This is a genomic window from Streptomyces sp. NBC_01384, from assembly GCF_045040035.1.
In the GTDB taxonomy this organism is placed as follows: Bacteria; Actinomycetota; Actinomycetes; order Streptomycetales; family Streptomycetaceae; genus Streptomyces.
The window spans coordinates 2,975,369-2,991,313 of sequence record NZ_CP109559.1 but is presented as its reverse complement, the minus strand read 5'-3'; the positions used below and the strand labels follow the sequence as shown (position 1 = coordinate 2,991,313).

Below are 15,945 nucleotides of genomic sequence, written 5' to 3'. Positions count from 1 at the left end.
CAGTTCCGGGCAGCCGGGTACCGAGCACGGAGGGCGGGGCTTTCTCGGCATGGGGGATCACCTACCAGGGGTGGGTGTGGGAAAGGTCACGCATCTACCAGGACTCCGTTAGGTCCTTCTGCCGGTCGTGTTCAGCGGCATGGTGGGTGTGTGGACGCACCTGAAGTGAATCGGGTTCGGGCGAAGTGGCGAAGTCGGCGTTATTCGTGGCTGATGTGTTCGCCTCGGTGCCGCGGAGGGACCAGCGGGCCAAGAGCGACTGCTGTCTGCGGAGACTGATGATGGACGGTCGCCGCAAGTCCATCCAGGCCATGGCCTCGCGGCTGCCGGACGGCAATGAACAGAACCCGCAGCAGTTCGTGAACCAGTCCACCTGGAATCCGGTGTTGGTGGGGCGGCGGATCGCGCAGCGGATGGTGCCGCTGATCGGTCCGGATGTCCGGGCGGTCGACGACGTGTCGTTTCCCAAGGACGGAAAGATGTCGGTCGCCGTTGCCCACCAGTACTGACGCTGAGGAGAAAACCTTCCGCAGTTGATCGTCAGGCTGCGGGAGGTTCGGCGGTGATATGCGGCCGCGGGAATGTGACACTCGCCGTGCGAGTGTCACATTCCCGCGGCCGGCACCCCGCCCGCGGCGGATGCGCCAACAGCGTCGGTACTGCGGGGCCTTGGGAAAGCAGGCGAACTGTCAGGTGGCGGTCAGCGAACGCGGGTACCCGGCGGCCCTCGACGCGCTGTGCGGTGTACTGGCGGACTCCTTCACGGGCCCGGATGCTCGGTGCCAGGGGCCGCCGCGACTTTGAAGACGGCCCAGACGGTTTTGCCCAGGCTGTGGTCGATGACGCCGAACTCGTCGGCCAACTCCTGGACCAGGTAGAGCCCTCGGCCGCCGCACCCCTCCGCGTCGGGCTCGCGGACTTCAGGGTCGCCGTCGCCGCTGTCCAGTACCTCGACCTTGAGCAGGTTGGAGTCCAGGGACAGACGGAGTAAGTACTGCCTGCCGGGCGGCACTCCGTGGAGTACCGCGTTGGTGGCGAGTTCCGAGACGCACAGCCTTATGTCGTCCTGGCGGTCGGTGATCCCCCATTCCATGAGCGTGGAAAGGGCGAACTCGCGTACCGCGCGGACAGAGGCACGTGCCCGCGGGAACCGTCGGTGCCGTAGCAGGGGCACGGTGAACCACCACCTTGATCCTGAGCTGTACGACCCTCAGCACCGTACTGCTATTCACGAAAAGCAGCAAGGTTGCCTTCGAGGGACTCCCGGCGCCAACTCGCTTACTGTGTAAAGCGGCAAGGTTCGGCGGCGCGCGGATGTGAGGAAGGGGACGCCATGAGTCCCGGCGAGTGGACCAGTACCTCGATGCCGTATCTGACTCCGCGTAAGCACGGGCAGTCGGACGCCTGGAGCGCGGAGCTCGAAGCGCGGGGACAGCGGGGCAGTCAGCGCGTCGTGCACGCTGGCGAGGTGTCGGCGCCCTCCGGCATCGCGGAGCTGCTGGGCCTGGCCGAGGCTGAGACGGTTGTCGTACGCCGACGCGTCATCTACCTCGCGGACGAGCCCTGCGAGCTGACGGACACGTACTACCCCCTCGACATCGCCCGGGGCACCCGGCTTGCGTCGACGGCCAAGATCCGTGGAGGGGCGGTCACGCTGCTCGCCGAGCTCGGGCATACGGGAGCTCACGTGCGGGAGGACGTCGTGGCCCGCATGCCGACCGCGGACGAGCGGGGCGTGCTGCGGACGGCGGACGACGAACCCGTCCTGCAGCTGACCCGGGTCACCCTGGATCGGAACGGGCGGCCGATCCAGGTCGACCGTATGGCCATGCCTGCCCATCGCCAGCAACTCCGGTACGAGATCAGGATCGGTGACCGTGCCCAGAGCTGAGGACGAAGACATCGACCGCCGCTCTCTCCACGAGCGGATCGCGGCCGATCTGCGCGACGACATCATGAGCGGGAATCTGCCGCCGGGGGCCAAGCTGCCGTCCACCGTACAGCTCAAGGCACGCTTCGACGCGTCGAACGCCACCGTGCAGAAGGCGCTGCAACTCCTCAAGGACGAGCGGCTGGTCGTCGGGCGGGCGGGCGCCGCCGTCACCGTGCGCGAGCACCGGCAGCAGACGGTCCGGCCGGCCGATTACATGGCTCCCGCCGAGCGCGGTGAGCCCTACCGTTGGGTCACGGAGTCGTCCAGGGGCGGGGCGGGAGCGCGCAGTGAACTGCTTGAAGTGGCGGAGGTGGTGCCTCCGGCGGATGTCGCGGACGCCTTGCGCCTGACTCCGGGCGACACCGCTCTGCTTCGCTGTCAACTTCTGCTGATCGACGATGAACCGGTCGAACTGGTCAAGTCCTACTACCCGTTGGACATCGCCCGCGACACCGCGATGACCACGCGCCGCCGGATCAAGGGCGGGACACCGACGCTCCTCGCGGACCTCGGCTACCCGCCGCGGCTCAGCGTGGACAGGGTGTCCGCCCGCGTTCCCACCCAGGAGCAGTATCGGGCGCTACGACTGCCCAGCAACCTCCCGGTTTTGCGCACGCTACGCGTTGTGTACAGCGACGGCGAAACGCCCATCGAAGCGTCGGTCCTGGTCAAGGCGGGGCACTTGTACGAGCTGCGCTACGAGTTCACCGCCGACTGAGGCGCACGCCGGACGAGTCGGCGTCTGCCCTGCTCGACACCGACGACCACATCGGGCTGTACGACGACGACACCTACGTACTTCCGGCCATCGACCGGGCGGTTGCCTTCTTCGATCACTCCTTCGACTCTTCTCGCTTTGGGAGCGATCGTTCTTGAACCGGGAACGATCGTTCGGAAAGCGTGGCGCCGGTCGAGCCGGGCCCGTAGTCTCGGCCCACAGCGGGACCATTTGACGGGTAAACCGTCGGTACTACGTGACGGGTCAACTGCCGGGAGCGCATGGGTGAGTGCGTCACTGTCTCCTCTTCACGAGACACTCGCGCGCCTCGACGCGCGGATCGCCGAGAAGGGCCTCGACCGCGGCGACGTCCTCGACGTACGGGAGTTGTCGAGACGAACGGCCCTTGCCGAGGGGGAGATCCGGGCGCTTCTCGACGGCGCCGCATCCCTCGACGACAAGGTCGACGACCGGATTCGCGGGCGGGTGCGGGCACTGTACGAGGCGTATCTCGTCGAGAGCGGGAAGCGGCCCGCCGATGTGTGCCGGAACGTCGCCGGGCGGCTCGGGATCAGCGACAAATGGGCCCGCAGTCTGCTCAACGGCGACAAGATGCCGAACGTGCCGGACCTCACCCGGCTCGCCGAGTTCTTCCGGATCGGGGAGGGCACGAAGTTCTTCACCGACCCCGCCCCCGTCGCCCTGAACACGGCTCTGCGGCGCATCCTCCACGAGTGGGAAGGCGGCCTCCAGGAGCTGGATGACGGCACCGAGGACGGACCACTGCTCAGGTTCACGCTCAAGCATGGAGTCGTCACCCTCGCCCTGCGGGGCCGGCAGCTGACGCCCCGCAAGCAGGAGGCCCTCGCGCTCATGCTCGAGGGGCTGTTGAGCAGCGAGGAGGCGGAACGGTGAAGCCTCTCCGCACGGTGAAGCCTTTTCCCACGGCGAGGCCTTTCCGCACGGCGAGGCCTTTCCACGCCGTGTGGAAGCGCGCCGCCGCTCTGTTCTCCCGCCGGGCCGACTCCGAGATGCGCGCACTCGCCGTCGAGCTCACCCGCGCGCTGAAGAAGCGGCTCGACGCGCCCGTCGACGTACGGGAGTTGGCGCAGGCCCTGTGTCAGGAGATGAGCCGGCGCCGCAACGACCGTCCCATCCAGCTCCGCTTCGAGCGCTTCCCCGACGAGATCGAGGTCACCGGCCTGTGGATGGAGTTCCACGACTTCGACCTCGTCATCGTCGAGGAACGCGCCGCGACGGTCCAGCAACTCGTCATCCTCGGCCATGAGTTGTGGCACATGATGGCGGGACACTCCCACTCCCACCACCACGTCGCCGGCGCGGCCGTCGCCGCCCGCGCCCTGTCGGACGACCCCGGCTGGCAGGAGATCGCGCTCACCGTCGCCGCCCGCAACGGCTCGCACGACGCCGACGAGGCCGAGGCCGAGGACTTCGGCCTCTATCTCGCCAGCGTCTTCCGCTCCTGGGTGACCGGCCCCCGTACCCAGGGACCCGTCGACCCGGTCGGACGGGCCATCCAGGCCTCCCTCGGCTACCGCGGACCCCAGGACTGACCGGCGATGCACCCTTCCCGCTTCTTCGCCGGTCTCTACATCTCCTTCTGGCTCCCGACGGCGGTCCTCACCGCCGCCCTGGCGATCAGACTGCCCAGCATCGTCAAGCTCTGGAAGGACCCGCTGCTGCGCGCCGTCGGCGGCCTCCTCGTGCTCGCCTGCGGCGTCTTCGTCTTCGCGGCGCCTCCCACCATCGCCTGGACCAACCGTGTCACCGGCGTACCGAACATCTCGGCGCCGCTGGTCTACAGCCTCATCACCGCGTTCTGCGGTTCCTGCCTTCTGCTCGTCATCGCCTGGCGCGACGGCGTCTCCGACCGCTCCGAGGTCACCCGCCGCGCCACCCGCTGGGTGATCATCGTCTACGCGGGCGTGATCGTCGCGCTGTGGGTGCTGTTCGCGCTCTCCGACGCCCGCGTCGAGCGGTTGCGGGACCTCGACACGTACTACGCCCGCACCCCCTTCATGGGCGAAGAGATCGTGCTCTATCTGCTCGCGCACACCGTGGCCGGCCTGTTCACGCTCAAGCTGATCCGGAACTGGATCCGCACCGACGGACTCGACGGCTGGCTGCGCGGCGGCCTGACGTTCCTCGGCGTCGGCTCCGTGACGAACCTGCTCTTCGACAGCGCCAAGCTCGTCGCCGTCTTCACCCGCTGGACCGGCCACGACCTCGACTGGCTCAGCACCGGCCTCGCCCCGCCGGTCGCCTGCCTCTCCGCCATCCTCATCGCGGTCGGCTTCGTCCTTCCGCACGCCGGCCAGTATCTGCACCGCCGTACGCGCACCCGGCTCGCCCACTGGCACCTGCGGCCCCTGTACCGGCTGATGCGGACCGTCATGGGCGGCGACCGCGTCCCCTTCAAACTCCGCGCCACCCCCGAACTGCGGCTGACGCGCCGCGAGACGTTCATCCGGGACGCGCTGCTGCAGCTGACCCGGTTCATCGACGGGGACCTGTGGCGCAGGGCGTACGACGCGGCGCGCGGCCTCGGCTTCGACGCCGACCGGGCAGGGGCCCTCGCCCATGTCGTGACGATCCAGGACGCCATCGAGGCCAAGAAGCGGACCCGGCAGGACGATGCCCCCGCTTCCCTCAACACCCCGGACACGGGAAACCTGCTGGCGGAGATCGAGGCCGTGTCCCGAACCCTCCACCACACCGACGACATCCGGGCGGTCCGCGAGCGCGCGGCCGCGGCGACAGAGAGCGTGCCGACCCCATGACCGCCGACCGAGGACCCGCGCGTGTCCCTATCCGGCCCCACCCTCCGCGACCGCTGGCTGGCCGCGTACGTCGACCGCCTCCTCTACACCGCCACCGGCAACGGCCGCGTCGCCCGCCGCTTCACCGATGTCTCATCCCTCTCCAGCGCGGCACCCATGTCCTCCTCGCCCCCAGCGTGCTCCTGGCAGCCGCGATCGGCCCCCTGAAGCCCCAGCTCACCGCCCCGCCCCTCACCCGCGAGGAGTGGAAGGCGGTCATCCCCACCTGATGCGGCCGAACCGTTGCTGTCGTTCCCCCCGAGATTGTTAGCCTCGCAGGGGACCAGCAGCCGTTACGAGGAGGAGTCCGCAGTGGCCCGCACAGCCGCCCGCGCCCGTATCGCACTCGCCACCTACAGGCCGGAAGAGGGCGAGGAGAGCGCGGACCGGGATCTGCCCGTGCTGAAGGCGGCCCTGGAGGACGCCGGGGCGGAGGCCGTCGTCCGGTACTGGGACGATCCGGAGGTCGACTGGGCGGCGTTCGACCTCGTGGTGATCCGGTCCACCTGGGACTACAGCTGGCGGGTGGCGGAGTTCGTGGCGTGGGCCGAGCGCTGCGGGAAGCTGACGCGGCTCGCGAACCCGGCTGCCGTGGTGCGGTGGAACACCGACAAGCGGTACGTCGGCGATCTCGCGGAGGCCGGGGTGCCGACCGTGCCGACCCGCTATCTCGCGCCGGGTGAGCCCGCCGAGTTCCCCGACGACCACGAGTACGTCGTCAAGCCCACCTCCGGCGCGGGCGCGCGGCTCGCCGCCCGCTATATCCCCGAGGAGCGGGAGACCGCCGTACGGCAGCTGGAGCGGATGCATGCGAAGGGGCTGACCGCCATGGTCCAGCCCTATCTGACCAGCATCGACACCGCCGGCGAGCGCGCGCTCCAGTTCTACGGCGGCCGCTTCCTGCACGCCAGCCGCAAGGGTGCCGTACTCGCGCGCGGCACGGCGTACGACGCGGACAAGGTCCCGCACCCCCGCCTGGAGCCCTGGCGGCCGACACCGGCCGAACTCGCCGTCGCCGAGCGCGCGCTCGCGGCCGTACCGCAGGGGCCGGACGGCTCGGAGCTGCTCTACGCCCGCGTCGACCTGGTCGACGGCGACGACGGGAACCCGTGCGTCATGGAGCTGGAACTCGTCGAGCCGAACCTGTTTCTGTGGCTGCACCCGGAGTCGGTGCCCGTCGTCGCGGAGACCATCGTCAAGGCCGCTCTCCGCTGACGGCCACCCGCTGCAGCAGCCCCCAGGTGAACTCCGCCGCGCACTCACGCGGTACCCTCGACGCGTCCGGCGCCGTGAACGCCAGCCCCCAGCGGGTGGGGGCCGTGCCCTCCAGCGGGCGGGCGGGGGCGAAGGCGTGGGCGAGCTCGTCGACCGTGCAGGACCAGGGACGGAGGTCGTCCACCGTACGGAGATCAGGGCCCGGGGCGCCCGGGGCGCGGACCAGCCACTCGTTCCAGGCCACGCCGTTCGGGGCGACGAGGACCTCGAAGCGGAGGTCCGGCCAGAGCGGGATGGGCCAGAGCAGGGCTTCGCAGGCAAGGTCGCCGATCTGGCGCGGCTGCACGGACTCTGGGGCGCCGAGGATCGAGCGGTAGCGGGAGGTCGCGGCGCGGGAGCGCGGGGCGTGCAGCATCGCCTGCCAGCGGCGGTTGGCCTCGCGCATGTCGGCGATGGAGACGCCCAGCTGGTGGCGGGCGTCCTCGACGAGGTCCGGGTTGTGGTCGGCCATGCGGCGCAGCAGGACCAGTTGGAAGTCGAGCGGGGTGAAGGGGCTGGCGGGTCGCTTGGCGGGCATGGGGTCCATGGTCGCGCATCGGGTGGGCGCCCGGTCGGCGGCCGTCCGGGAGGAACAGGACCGAGTTCACGTAACGGGGGCCGGGCGGGTCCTGGGCGGGTGGGGAGGTGGGGGGCGAGCCGGGCGGCCCATGTCCTCGTCAAGGGGCCATCCGTTTGAGGAGTTCCTCGTGCTCGTCCTCCGTGACCTGCTCCCCGGAGGACGGCAGCAGCTGCGGGATGCCGTCGACGATCGGGTAACGGCGGTGCAGGCGCGGGTTGTAGAGCGCTTCCTCGGAAGCCGGGGTCTCGTCCGCCGCGAGCAGGTGGAGCGGGCCCTTGTCCAGTGGGCAGGCCAGGATCTTCAGCAGCGGGTCGTCGGGGGTCATGGTGGCGTCAACTCCTTGGCCACGATGGTGGGTTGGGGTGCCGTGTCGTGCTTGGGCATGACCAGCAGCACGGACACGGCGAGGGCGGTGCCCGCCAGGCGCAGCGTCAGCCGCACCGGGTCGTGCGGCAGCGCCTCACCGAACGCGAGCGTGCCGAGCACCGCCGTGAACAGACTGGTCACCGTCGTACAGACCGGCACGATCAGCGAGGCCCGACAGCGCTGCAGCGCCGCCTGCGACATCACGAGGCCGAACGCGCCGGTGAAGAGCAGGAGATAGGGGTATGGGGAGCGGAGCACGGCGACCACCGCCCCGGCCAGGTCGCTTGTCGTCAGATAGCTCGACACGCCCTTGATGGCCAGCGAGCTCACCCCGTACAGCAGGCCCACCGCCACGCCGTACTCGACGCCCGTCGTCGGCATCCGGTGCCGGTGCCGGGCGCGGCGTTCGGCGGACCCGTACAGCCACAGGCCCCCCGCCAGCGACGGCAGGCAGACGGTCAGGATCAGCGGGGCGGGGGCGCTCCGGCTGACCCGGTCCGAGCCCTCGCGCAGGGAGAGGACCATCATCAGCAGGGCGAGAAGGATCGCGCCGAGCGCGTACCGCTCGCGGCCCGTCGTCTCCTCGCCGAGCAGCCGGGAGGAGAGCAGGACGAGCAGCACGAGTCCGGAGACGAAGATGCCCTGGGCGGCGGCGATCGGCAGCGTGCGGTAGACGGCGAGCTGGGCGCCGAAGCCGGCGGCCAGCGCCAGCGAGCCGCCGATCCACAGCGGGCTGCCCAGCACCAGCCGCAGCAGCCGGACGGGGCGGCGGATGTCCACCTCGGGCAGCGCGGCCAGCGCACGCTTCTCCAGGACGAATCCGGTGCTGTACAGGACGTTCGCCAGCAGGGCCGCGGCCACTCCCCACCACATGGGCTACGTCCTTCGGGCGTGCAGGAGGAGGATGGAGGAGAGGGGCGGCGCCGCGCAGGCCAGCCGGTCCAGCGGCCGCAGGGGGCGCGGTACGCCGTGGAAGGGCGCCCCGCCCAGCCGTACGACCTCGAAGCCGGCAGCGGTCACGAACTCCCGCAGTGCGCGGGCGGTGTAGAGCCGCAGATGGCCCACGACCTCCTTCCCCGGGCGGCCGTGGATGGCGCGCAGGCTCACCTCCGAGAAGACGGGCTGGACTCCGGCGAGCAGCAGGGCGCGGTTGTACCAGGCGGCGAGGTTCGGGGTGGAGAGCATCAGGTGGCCGCCGGGGCGCAGGACGCGGCGGATCTCGTCCAGGGCGCTGTCCGGGTCCACGAGGTGCTCGATGACCTCGCTGAAGAGCACGGCGTCGGCCGACGCGTCCGCGAACGGCAGCCCGCCGTCGGTGAGTTCGCCGCGGATCGCGTACGGCAGCCGGGTGTGGGCGCGTCTGAGGGCGTCCTGCGACCAGTCGACGCCGACGAGGCGGTGTCCGGCGAGCAGGGGTGCGGCGGTGGCGGCGGCGGTGCCGTCGCCGCAGCCGATGTCCAGCACCGTCCGTGCGCCGGCCGTGGCGGGGCCGAGCGCGGCGGCCAGCATCCGGGCCTGGCGGAGGCTGCGGGGGGTGCCGGAGGCGACGGGGACGGAGGGGTCCTCGTAGAAATCGCGAAGTCCCCGGCGGGCAGCGACTGTTGTCGAGTTCGAGTTCGAGTTCGTGGTCGTGGTCGTGGTCGAGTTCGTGGTCGTCATGAGCTGACGTCCTCCTCCGTCGCGTGCAGATAGTGCTCGAAGAGGTCGCGGAGGTGGGCGCCGTCGCCGTGGCTGAGCAGGGTGCGCGACCAGCGCAGGGCGACATGCAGCCGGCCCGCGGTGGACGCCGTGGTGACGGTCAGACCGCGGGGCACCCGGGCGGGCGCCGAGAACCACACCGCGTGCGCGCGCCCGGCCTCCCCGCCGAAGTCCAGCGCGTACGGGATGCGGCCGATGTTGCTGAGCAGCGTGGTCGAGGTCCAGGGCCCGGCGGCGCGGCGCAGGCCCCGGGTGAGGGCGGCGCGCCAGGCGACCGGGACGACGGGAGCGGTCAAGAGGGCAGCCCCGTGGCCGAGTTGAGGACGGGGGAGCGACTTGAGGGCGCGCGTCCGCTCGGCCGTACGGCGGAGCAGCTCGCCCATCCGCGCGGGGTCCAACTCCCCCGGTGCGAAGGGGACTTCGACGAGCCGGGTTCCGTTGCCGATGGGCATGTCCGTGCCCCGGGAGCGGTCGTCGACCGGCATCGTGATGCGCAGGGGGCGCGGCCGGGCGCCGTGTTCCCTGTTCCAGTGGACGATCATCAGGGCCGTGGCCGCCATGAGCTGGTCGTTCACGGTGTACGGGGCGCCCTTGGGGCGGCGCGGGACGCCGAGCTCGGTGACGAGCAGGCCGTTGCCCGGGGAGGGCTCGGGGGTGCCGTGGGCGACCCGGGCGGGCGGGGCCCAGGTGGAGGGCGTGTCGACCTTCCCGGCCTTCGCCTCCCTCTCGGACGTCCGCACGGGGGGCGCGGCCGGGGAGTTGTCCTTGCCGCCGTACAACTCTGCCGCGGTGGCGAGGATACGGAGGCAGGCTGGGCCGTCGAGGGCGGTGTGGTTGACGGTGAGGAACAGGACCGTGCCGTCGGACCTGTCGTCCTCGTCGACGACTTCCAGCCGTATCGGCGGCGAGGCCGACAGCGGCGGGGCCTGGTCCAGTGCCCGGTCGCGGGCGTGCTTGAGGGCGTCCCGGTCCGGCGGCGGGAACGACACGACCTGTACGTCGGGGTCGGGGGTGAGTTCCCACTCGTAGCGGCGGCGGTACCAAGGCCCCGCGGCCTCGCGCATCAGGATGCGGGGGTGGCGGTGCAGGGCCTCGGTGAAGGCCGAGGTGAGGCGGGCGGGGTCCGGACGGCCTGGAAGGTGGACCTCGATGTGGACGGTCTCGGGTTCCTCCTCCTGGAGGCAGTGCCGGGCGACCTCGTCCACGACGGGGAACGGAACGCGGGCGCAGGGCCCGGGCGGCCCGTCGGTACCGTCCCGTGCCGGGTGCTCGACCGCGGTCACAGAGGCTCGCCCCTCTCCGTGTCGTCGTCCGCGGGGCCGCGTGTGGTGCTGCCGGGGCCTCGCGCGGAGAGGGTGGGGCCGGAGACACGGACACGGTCGGGCTCGGGGGCCTGTGCGGTGGGCTCGGCTCCGGTGGCCGGTGCGGCGCCGAGCGCCGTGGTCTCCGGGCCCGGCTTCTCCCCGGTCGGCTCGGCCTCCGCGCCGGACTTCTCCTCAAGGGCGCCCGGGCCGCCGTTCTCGCCCCGCTGTCGGCGCGGCAACGGGGCCGTCGGAGCCTGCGAGGCCGCTGGGACGCCGAGCGGGAACGGTGTTCCCGAGGTTCCAGGGCTTGAGGTTCCAGGGCCCGAGGTTCCCGGGTTTCCGACCCCCTGCGCCTGCCCCGACGGCTCCTGGACGCTCACCAGTCCCGCGAACAACCCGATCAACGCCAACAACTGCGCCGCGGGCCCGAACGCCCCGTCGCCCGTCCCCGGCGCCGACCCGGCACCCACCGCGGCAGCGATGCCCGCCCCCGCGAGCGCGAGGAACGCGATCGGTACGAGCAGCGCGTGCCGTTTCCACGCGAGCAGCGCCAGCGCGGGCACCAGCAGGGCGAACGGGCCCGCGATCACGACACCCACGACCGTGAGCGCCACCGTGCCGAGCCAGGGCCCGGCCCCCGGCGCCACCGGCTGCGGCGCGTCGGGGTTGGCCTCGCGGCGCCGCCACAGCACGAGGCCCGCGAGAGCCGCCACGCCGACCCCGCCGCCGATCAGCCCGGCCTCGTACGTCGTCGAGGGCTCGTACGACAACTTGACCGTGCCGCCCGCGCCGGACGGGATCTGCCAGCCCTGCTGCCAGCCGTCGAGCCGTACCGGTGTGAGTTCCTTGCCGTTCAGCGTGGCTTTCCAGCCGTCGTTGTAGTTCTCGTACGTCGTGAGGTACGAGGCGGCGCCGGAGCCGACCGTCACCTCGCGGCGGTCGCCCAGCCAGTCCACGATCCGCAGTTCCCGACCGGCGCCCGCCGCCAATGTGACACTCCCCCGGGTCAGTGTCACATTCGTCACGGCCAGCGGTCCGGCATCCCCGGCCTCGACCCGGTGCGAGCCGGAGCCGAGGTCCAACGCCGCATTCTCAGCTCCCTCTTGACACAGAGCCAGGTCCACCTGCCGCCGCTCCAGCAGATCCCGTACCGCCCCCTTCGCGCTCGTCTCGTACAGCTTCCCGTCGACCGCGAGGGTCGGCCCCTTCCCGCAGGGGAGCGAGAACCGCTGTGTCTCCGGGGGCTGCGGGCTGCGGTACTGGGCGAGGGCGGGGAGGTACACCTCCGTCAGTCCGACCGGCAGTTGCAGGTCGGCGTTCGCGACCGGGTTGTGGAGGGTCAGCGGCGCGGTCTCGGTGACGGTGATGTCCAGGTGGTTCGTGGTGATCGGGTCGAAGCGGGCCCAGCCGTTCTCGTCGACCCCGACCACGGCGTCCCCGTCCGGGGAGCGGATCTCGATCTTCGTCGGACGGGTGGAGAGGCCGCCCGCCGGGGCCAGGACCAGGGACGAGACGGGCTGTTTGTCGGGCCAGCTCAGGTGGATCGTCGGCTTGTCCCCGGCGATCCAGGCCGTCGTCAGATTGCCGTCCGTGAGGTTGCGCGCGTCGAGGCCGGGGCCGAGGTCCGTCGTGGAGTCGGCCGTCGCGACGATGCGGCTCTGCTGCTCGGGCGCGACCTCGTACAGCAGCTTGTCGAGTGCCTCGCCCGTGATCGTGACCGCGCTCGCCTTCACCTCGTACGATCCCGCCGTCGAGGTGGAGAAGGTGCGGTGCAGGCCCGCCTCCGTGCCCGTCGGGGCGAGGCCGGTGGGGTCGGCGGTGCGGTGCAGGGAGACGATCTCGGCGGAGGCGTCCGAGCCGGCGGCGTCGGTCGGGAGCTTCAGCAGGCGGGTCACCTGGACGTCCGGGAGGGCGATCTCGGAGAAGCCCGCGCCGGTGAGACCGGCGTGCTGCTCGGTGGAGTCGACGATTGTCAGTTTCATCCAACTCGTCGACCCGGGCGGGGACTCGATGGACTGGGTCATGCCGTTGGGTTCGAGGTAGCTGGTGGCGGAGCCCTTCTCCGTCTCCACCCGGACCCGGGTCGCCGCGGACCGTACGCCGTCCTGCGGCAGCGGGGTGACCTTGAAGGACTTCGGCATGTTCACGGAGCCCTCGAAGCGGATCCGCAGCCACTGCCCGTTCGCGGAGCCGGGCGCGCCCTCCGCCCACCCGGTGTCGGGGTTGCCGTCGAAGGCGTTCACGGGGTCGTACTGGGGGAGGTAGAAGAGCCAGTTGCCGGTGGAGGAGGCGGTCACCGAGCGGGCGCCGCGCAGTTCGGCCACCGTCTGGTGCTGGATGCCCTTGGTCGGCAGGATCTGGTGCGGCTTCTTGCCGGCGTCCTGTGTGCTGCCGCTGTCGTTGCGCTGGTCGGGCGTGTACGTGTACGAGGTGTTGGAGTTGAGCAGGCCGAAGCGGGTGTCGGCGCGGCGCAGCCCGTCGCCCACCACCTGGACCGCGGCGGTGCCGAGACCGGGATGGTTGTCGCCGGTCAGGACGGCGGGGCGGCCGCGCATCGAGGGGTCGGCGGCCAGCGGCAGCAGCGCCTCGGGGCCGCCGGAGACGACGGCGGTGTCCGCGATGGCGCTGAGCCCGGCCTGTCCGGGGCGCGGCACGTCCTTGCTCGCCGGTTCGTAGATCTCGACGGCGCGCTGGCGCGGGTAGAGGCCCTCGACCTGGAGGGGGGTGTGGTTGGCGATCCGGCCGCCGGTCATGACCGGCCCGAAGCCGGTGACGCGCTGGTAGCCCGACTGCTCCAGGGTCCGCTTCACGGTCTGGGTCGGGACGTAACCGAGCTGGTCGGGATCGAGGTCGTTGCGGACGACGACGTAGTAGAGCCCGGAGCGGCTCAAGTAGTCGGCGAGTCCCGGGACATCACTGCCCGTCATCAGCGACTGCTCGACGGCGTCCATGGCGCGCCGGTTGCCGGGGGTGCCGAAGGGGACGTAGTCGCGCTCGGCCCAGCGGGAGTCGGCGAGCACGTCGAGGGGCTCGTCGATGGGGGAGCCCCAGGTGTAGAGGCCGTGCGCGGTGGCGGGGACGACGAGGGCGCGGGAGTCGGGGGAGTACTTCTTCAGCCAGTCGGCCGTGGTCTGCCAGTACTTGGGGAGCTGCTGGAACGAACCCGGGTTGAGGATCGACCCGTTGAGGTACGGCCAGGCGAGCCCCGGCAGGATCAGCACGGCGGCGACGAGAGGCGCGTAACGGCGGCCGCGTACGGGGCGGGCGCCGCGTGGCTCCGCCGCGACCCCGACTAGATGCGCGAGGCCGAGGACCAGTGCCAGGGCGAGCCCCGTCTGGAACTTGTAGATGTTGCGGAAGGGGACCAGCCAGCCGTTCAGCCAGTCCTGGACCACACCGTGGAAGGGCGCGCCGAACGCACCGCCGTACCCCGCGAGGGTGAGGAGCGCGACCGACAGCACGGTCAGGACCAGCCAGCGGCGCTCGGGCATGTCGCGTCTCGCGAGCCCGGCGAGCCCCAGCCCCGCCGCCAGCGCCGAGCAGACGATCACGATCACCGAGGCGGCGACGGTCCAGCCGGCCGGCAGCCAGGCCTCGCCGAAGTGCAGATATCCGACCCAGTTCCCGGCGCCGCGCAGGGACTCGGTGGCGGACATGGTGGCGGTCGTGGTCTGTGAAGTCTCCACGTACGGAAGGAAGTTCTCGCCGTAGATGCCGAGCATCAGCAGCGGGACCACCCACCAGGCCGTCGCCAGGATCACCCCCGGCACCCACCAGGTGATCAGTCTCCGCCGCCGGGGTCCGCGTGGACGGGAGAGGAGATACAGCCCGACGGGGAGCAGCGAGGCGAGGGTCGCCGCCGCGTTCACACCGCCCATGAAGGGGATGACCAGCGCCGAGCGGAGGGCGGCGACGCGGGCGCTGTAGCGCTCGTCGGTGAGCGGGAGCAGGACCCAGGGGAGGAAGGCGCCGGGCAGCGCGGCGGCGGAGGTCGAGCCGACGACGATCGTGAAGACCGGCCACAACGCGTACGCGACGGCGGCGAGCAGCCGGGAGGCGGGGCTTCCGATCCGCAGCCGCTCGGCCAGCCGCAGGGCGCCCCAGAAGGCGACGGACACGACGATCGACAGCCACAGCCGCTCCGCCAGCCACACCGGGAGGTGGATCAGCTTGCACAGGCCGTAGAACGGCAGCATCGGCCAGACGTACCCCACGTACTGGTCCTGGATGCCGCCGAAGCCGCCTCGGTCGTGCCACAACTGGCCCAGGTCGGAGAGGAACTGCCACGGGTCGAGCGCGACACCTAGCTTGGTGTCGAACGTCATGCGTCCGGGGTGCACGGCCAGGAACAGCACGAACACCACGGCCCAGAACCCCAGCAGCCAGCGCCTGGACCGCGGCCCGTGCGGGGGGCCGGAAGTGGTCGTCACGGGGCGGACGGCTGCCGGGGGAGGAGCCTGGACCGTGGTCGTCATGGTGGACACCGCCGGAGGATGAGGAGGAGGTTCCAGGTGGCGAACTCCCGCAGCCCCGGCGCCCTGGTGACGGCGGAGGCGAGGAACGGCCAGTAGCGGGAGCGCGCCGAGACGACCGTGACGTCGTCGCGGGCGCGCACCTGCCGCAGGGTGGTGCCGATGTGTACGGCGAAGAGGTTCTCGCCGAGGGTGTGCTTGGCGGGCTTTCCGGTACGGCGGTGATAGCGGGCCCGCGCCCGCTCCGCGCCGAGGTAGTGCCAGGGCGCCCACTCGTGACCGCCCCACGGGGAGAGCCAGTTGGTGAACGAGACGTAGATCAGTCCGCCGGGCCGGGTGACGCGCACCAGTTCGCTCAGGAAGGTCCCCGGATCGGCGACGTGCTCAAGGACGTTGGAGGAGAAGGCGACGTCGGCGACCCCGTCGGCCAGCGGCAGCAGATAGCCGTCCGCGACGACCGCCGAGTCGGGGGGCTTCGTCCCCAACTCCCGCACGTCCGGTTCGAAGAGGTACGCGTGCGCGCCGCGCCGCCGGAACTCCTCGGTGAAGTACCCGCTGCCGCCGCCGACGTCCACGATGGTACGGCCCTCGACGGCGCCGTACGCCTCCACCTGGTCGGCGGCGTCACGGGCCAGCAGGGAGTAGCAGGCCTCGGGATCGTCCTGCTCCCGCATGAAGGCCCGGAAGAGCGTGAACGAACGCCGGAAGGAGGGGTCCTTCCAGGCGGGGGGCGCGCTTTTGGCGGGGGCTCGGCGGGGTATCTCGGGGTCGCCGTCCATG

Annotated in this window: 14 protein-coding genes and 2 pseudogenes; 8 read left to right on the top strand and 8 right to left on the bottom strand. The window is 71.4% G+C overall.

The window, feature by feature from the left end; genetic code table 11:
- Positions 1–150: 150 nt before the first annotated feature.
- Positions 151–506 (top strand): annotated as a pseudogene (locus tag OG747_RS13605) (transposase); the annotation flags it as partial.
- A gap of 254 nt (positions 507–760) precedes the next feature.
- Here OG747_RS13605 and OG747_RS13600 read toward each other — a convergent pair.
- Positions 761–1,174 carry an ATP-binding protein gene (locus OG747_RS13600; RefSeq protein ID WP_405879586.1) on the bottom strand — a complete coding sequence of 138 codons (414 nt, stop codon included), beginning with the start codon at positions 1,172–1,174 and terminating at the stop codon, positions 761–763.
- A gap of 159 nt (positions 1,175–1,333) precedes the next feature.
- On the opposite strand from OG747_RS13600, the gene OG747_RS13595 reads away from it, so the two are divergent.
- The 7 genes and pseudogenes from OG747_RS13595 to OG747_RS13565 all read left to right on the top strand — a co-directional run bounded on the left by OG747_RS13595 (position 1,334) and on the right by OG747_RS13565 (position 6,706).
- Positions 1,334–1,891 (top strand): GntR family transcriptional regulator, encoded by a 558-nt coding sequence (locus OG747_RS13595; RefSeq protein ID WP_405879585.1) that lies wholly within the window; start codon positions 1,334–1,336, stop codon positions 1,889–1,891.
- A complete protein-coding gene (locus OG747_RS13590) occupies positions 1,872–2,651 on the top strand; it encodes a GntR family transcriptional regulator (RefSeq protein ID WP_405879584.1) in 780 nt (259 codons plus the stop codon). The genes OG747_RS13595 and OG747_RS13590 overlap by 20 nt, the downstream gene beginning before the upstream one ends.
- Before the next feature lie 285 nt (positions 2,652–2,936).
- Positions 2,937–3,566: a transcriptional regulator gene (locus tag OG747_RS13585; protein ID WP_405879583.1), complete on the top strand. Its 630-nt coding sequence runs from the start codon at positions 2,937–2,939 to the stop codon at positions 3,564–3,566.
- Positions 3,567–3,682: 116 nt separating this feature from the next.
- Positions 3,683–4,225, top strand: a complete 543-nt coding sequence (locus tag OG747_RS13580) for a toxin-antitoxin system, toxin component family protein (protein ID WP_405885530.1) — start codon at positions 3,683–3,685, stop codon at positions 4,223–4,225.
- Positions 4,226–4,231: 6 nt separating this feature from the next.
- A complete protein-coding gene (locus OG747_RS13575; protein ID WP_405879582.1) occupies positions 4,232–5,452 on the top strand; it encodes an MAB_1171c family putative transporter in 1,221 nt (406 codons plus the stop codon).
- Positions 5,453–5,482: 30 nt separating this feature from the next.
- Positions 5,483–5,721 (top strand): annotated as a pseudogene (locus OG747_RS13570) (pyridine nucleotide-disulfide oxidoreductase); the annotation flags it as partial.
- An 82-nt stretch (positions 5,722–5,803) separates the two neighbouring features.
- Positions 5,804–6,706, top strand: a complete 903-nt coding sequence (locus OG747_RS13565; protein ID WP_405879581.1) for a RimK family alpha-L-glutamate ligase — start codon at positions 5,804–5,806, stop codon at positions 6,704–6,706.
- Here OG747_RS13565 and OG747_RS13560 read toward each other — a convergent pair.
- From OG747_RS13560 to OG747_RS13530, 7 genes are all read right to left on the bottom strand, one after another.
- Positions 6,687–7,292 (bottom strand): hypothetical protein, encoded by a 606-nt coding sequence (locus OG747_RS13560; protein WP_405879580.1) that lies wholly within the window; start codon positions 7,290–7,292, stop codon positions 6,687–6,689. The genes OG747_RS13565 and OG747_RS13560 overlap by 20 nt on opposite strands.
- Before the next feature lie 130 nt (positions 7,293–7,422).
- Positions 7,423–7,650, bottom strand: coding sequence for a Trm112 family protein (locus OG747_RS13555; protein WP_405879579.1), 228 nt, complete (start codon positions 7,648–7,650; stop codon positions 7,423–7,425).
- Complete coding sequence (locus OG747_RS13550; RefSeq protein WP_405885529.1) at positions 7,647–8,552, bottom strand: hypothetical protein; 906 nt, start codon at positions 8,550–8,552, stop codon at positions 7,647–7,649. Before OG747_RS13550 ends, OG747_RS13555 begins: the two co-directional genes overlap by 4 nt.
- Positions 8,553–8,567: 15 nt before the next feature.
- Positions 8,568–9,350 (bottom strand): methyltransferase domain-containing protein, encoded by a 783-nt coding sequence (locus OG747_RS13545; protein WP_405879578.1) that lies wholly within the window; start codon positions 9,348–9,350, stop codon positions 8,568–8,570.
- Entirely contained in the window at positions 9,347–10,672 is a 1,326-nt protein-coding gene (locus OG747_RS13540; RefSeq protein WP_405879577.1) for a condensation protein, read from the bottom strand. Before OG747_RS13540 ends, OG747_RS13545 begins: the two co-directional genes overlap by 4 nt.
- Positions 10,669–15,168, bottom strand: a complete 4,500-nt coding sequence (locus tag OG747_RS13535) for an alpha-(1->3)-arabinofuranosyltransferase family protein (protein WP_405885528.1) — start codon at positions 15,166–15,168, stop codon at positions 10,669–10,671. The genes OG747_RS13540 and OG747_RS13535 overlap by 4 nt, the downstream gene beginning before the upstream one ends.
- On the bottom strand, positions 15,165–15,944 hold the full coding sequence (locus OG747_RS13530; RefSeq protein WP_405879576.1) for a class I SAM-dependent methyltransferase: 780 nt from the start codon (positions 15,942–15,944) through the stop codon (positions 15,165–15,167). The genes OG747_RS13535 and OG747_RS13530 overlap by 4 nt, the downstream gene beginning before the upstream one ends.
- Between the last annotated feature and the right edge of the window lies 1 nt (position 15,945).

Bases quoted from the DNA above. Each gene is read 5' to 3' on its own strand.
- OG747_RS13595 (WP_405879585.1), top strand. From the start codon at position 1,334: ATGAGTCCCGGCGAGTGGACCAGTACCTCGATGCCGTATCTGACTCCG.
- OG747_RS13580 (WP_405885530.1), top strand. From the start codon at position 3,683: ATGCGCGCACTCGCCGTCGAGCTCACCCGCGCGCTGAAGAAGCGGCTC.
- OG747_RS13575 (WP_405879582.1), top strand. From the start codon at position 4,232: ATGCACCCTTCCCGCTTCTTCGCCGGTCTCTACATCTCCTTCTGGCTC.
- OG747_RS13560 (WP_405879580.1), bottom strand. From the start codon at position 7,292: ATGGACCCCATGCCCGCCAAGCGACCCGCCAGCCCCTTCACCCCGCTC.
- OG747_RS13555 (WP_405879579.1), bottom strand. From the start codon at position 7,650: ATGACCCCCGACGACCCGCTGCTGAAGATCCTGGCCTGCCCACTGGAC.
- OG747_RS13545 (WP_405879578.1), bottom strand. From the start codon at position 9,350: ATGACGACCACGAACTCGACCACGACCACGACCACGAACTCGAACTCG.
- OG747_RS13535 (WP_405885528.1), bottom strand. From the start codon at position 15,168: ATGACGACCACGGTCCAGGCTCCTCCCCCGGCAGCCGTCCGCCCCGTG.
- OG747_RS13530 (WP_405879576.1), bottom strand. From the start codon at position 15,944: ATGGACGGCGACCCCGAGATACCCCGCCGAGCCCCCGCCAAAAGCGCG.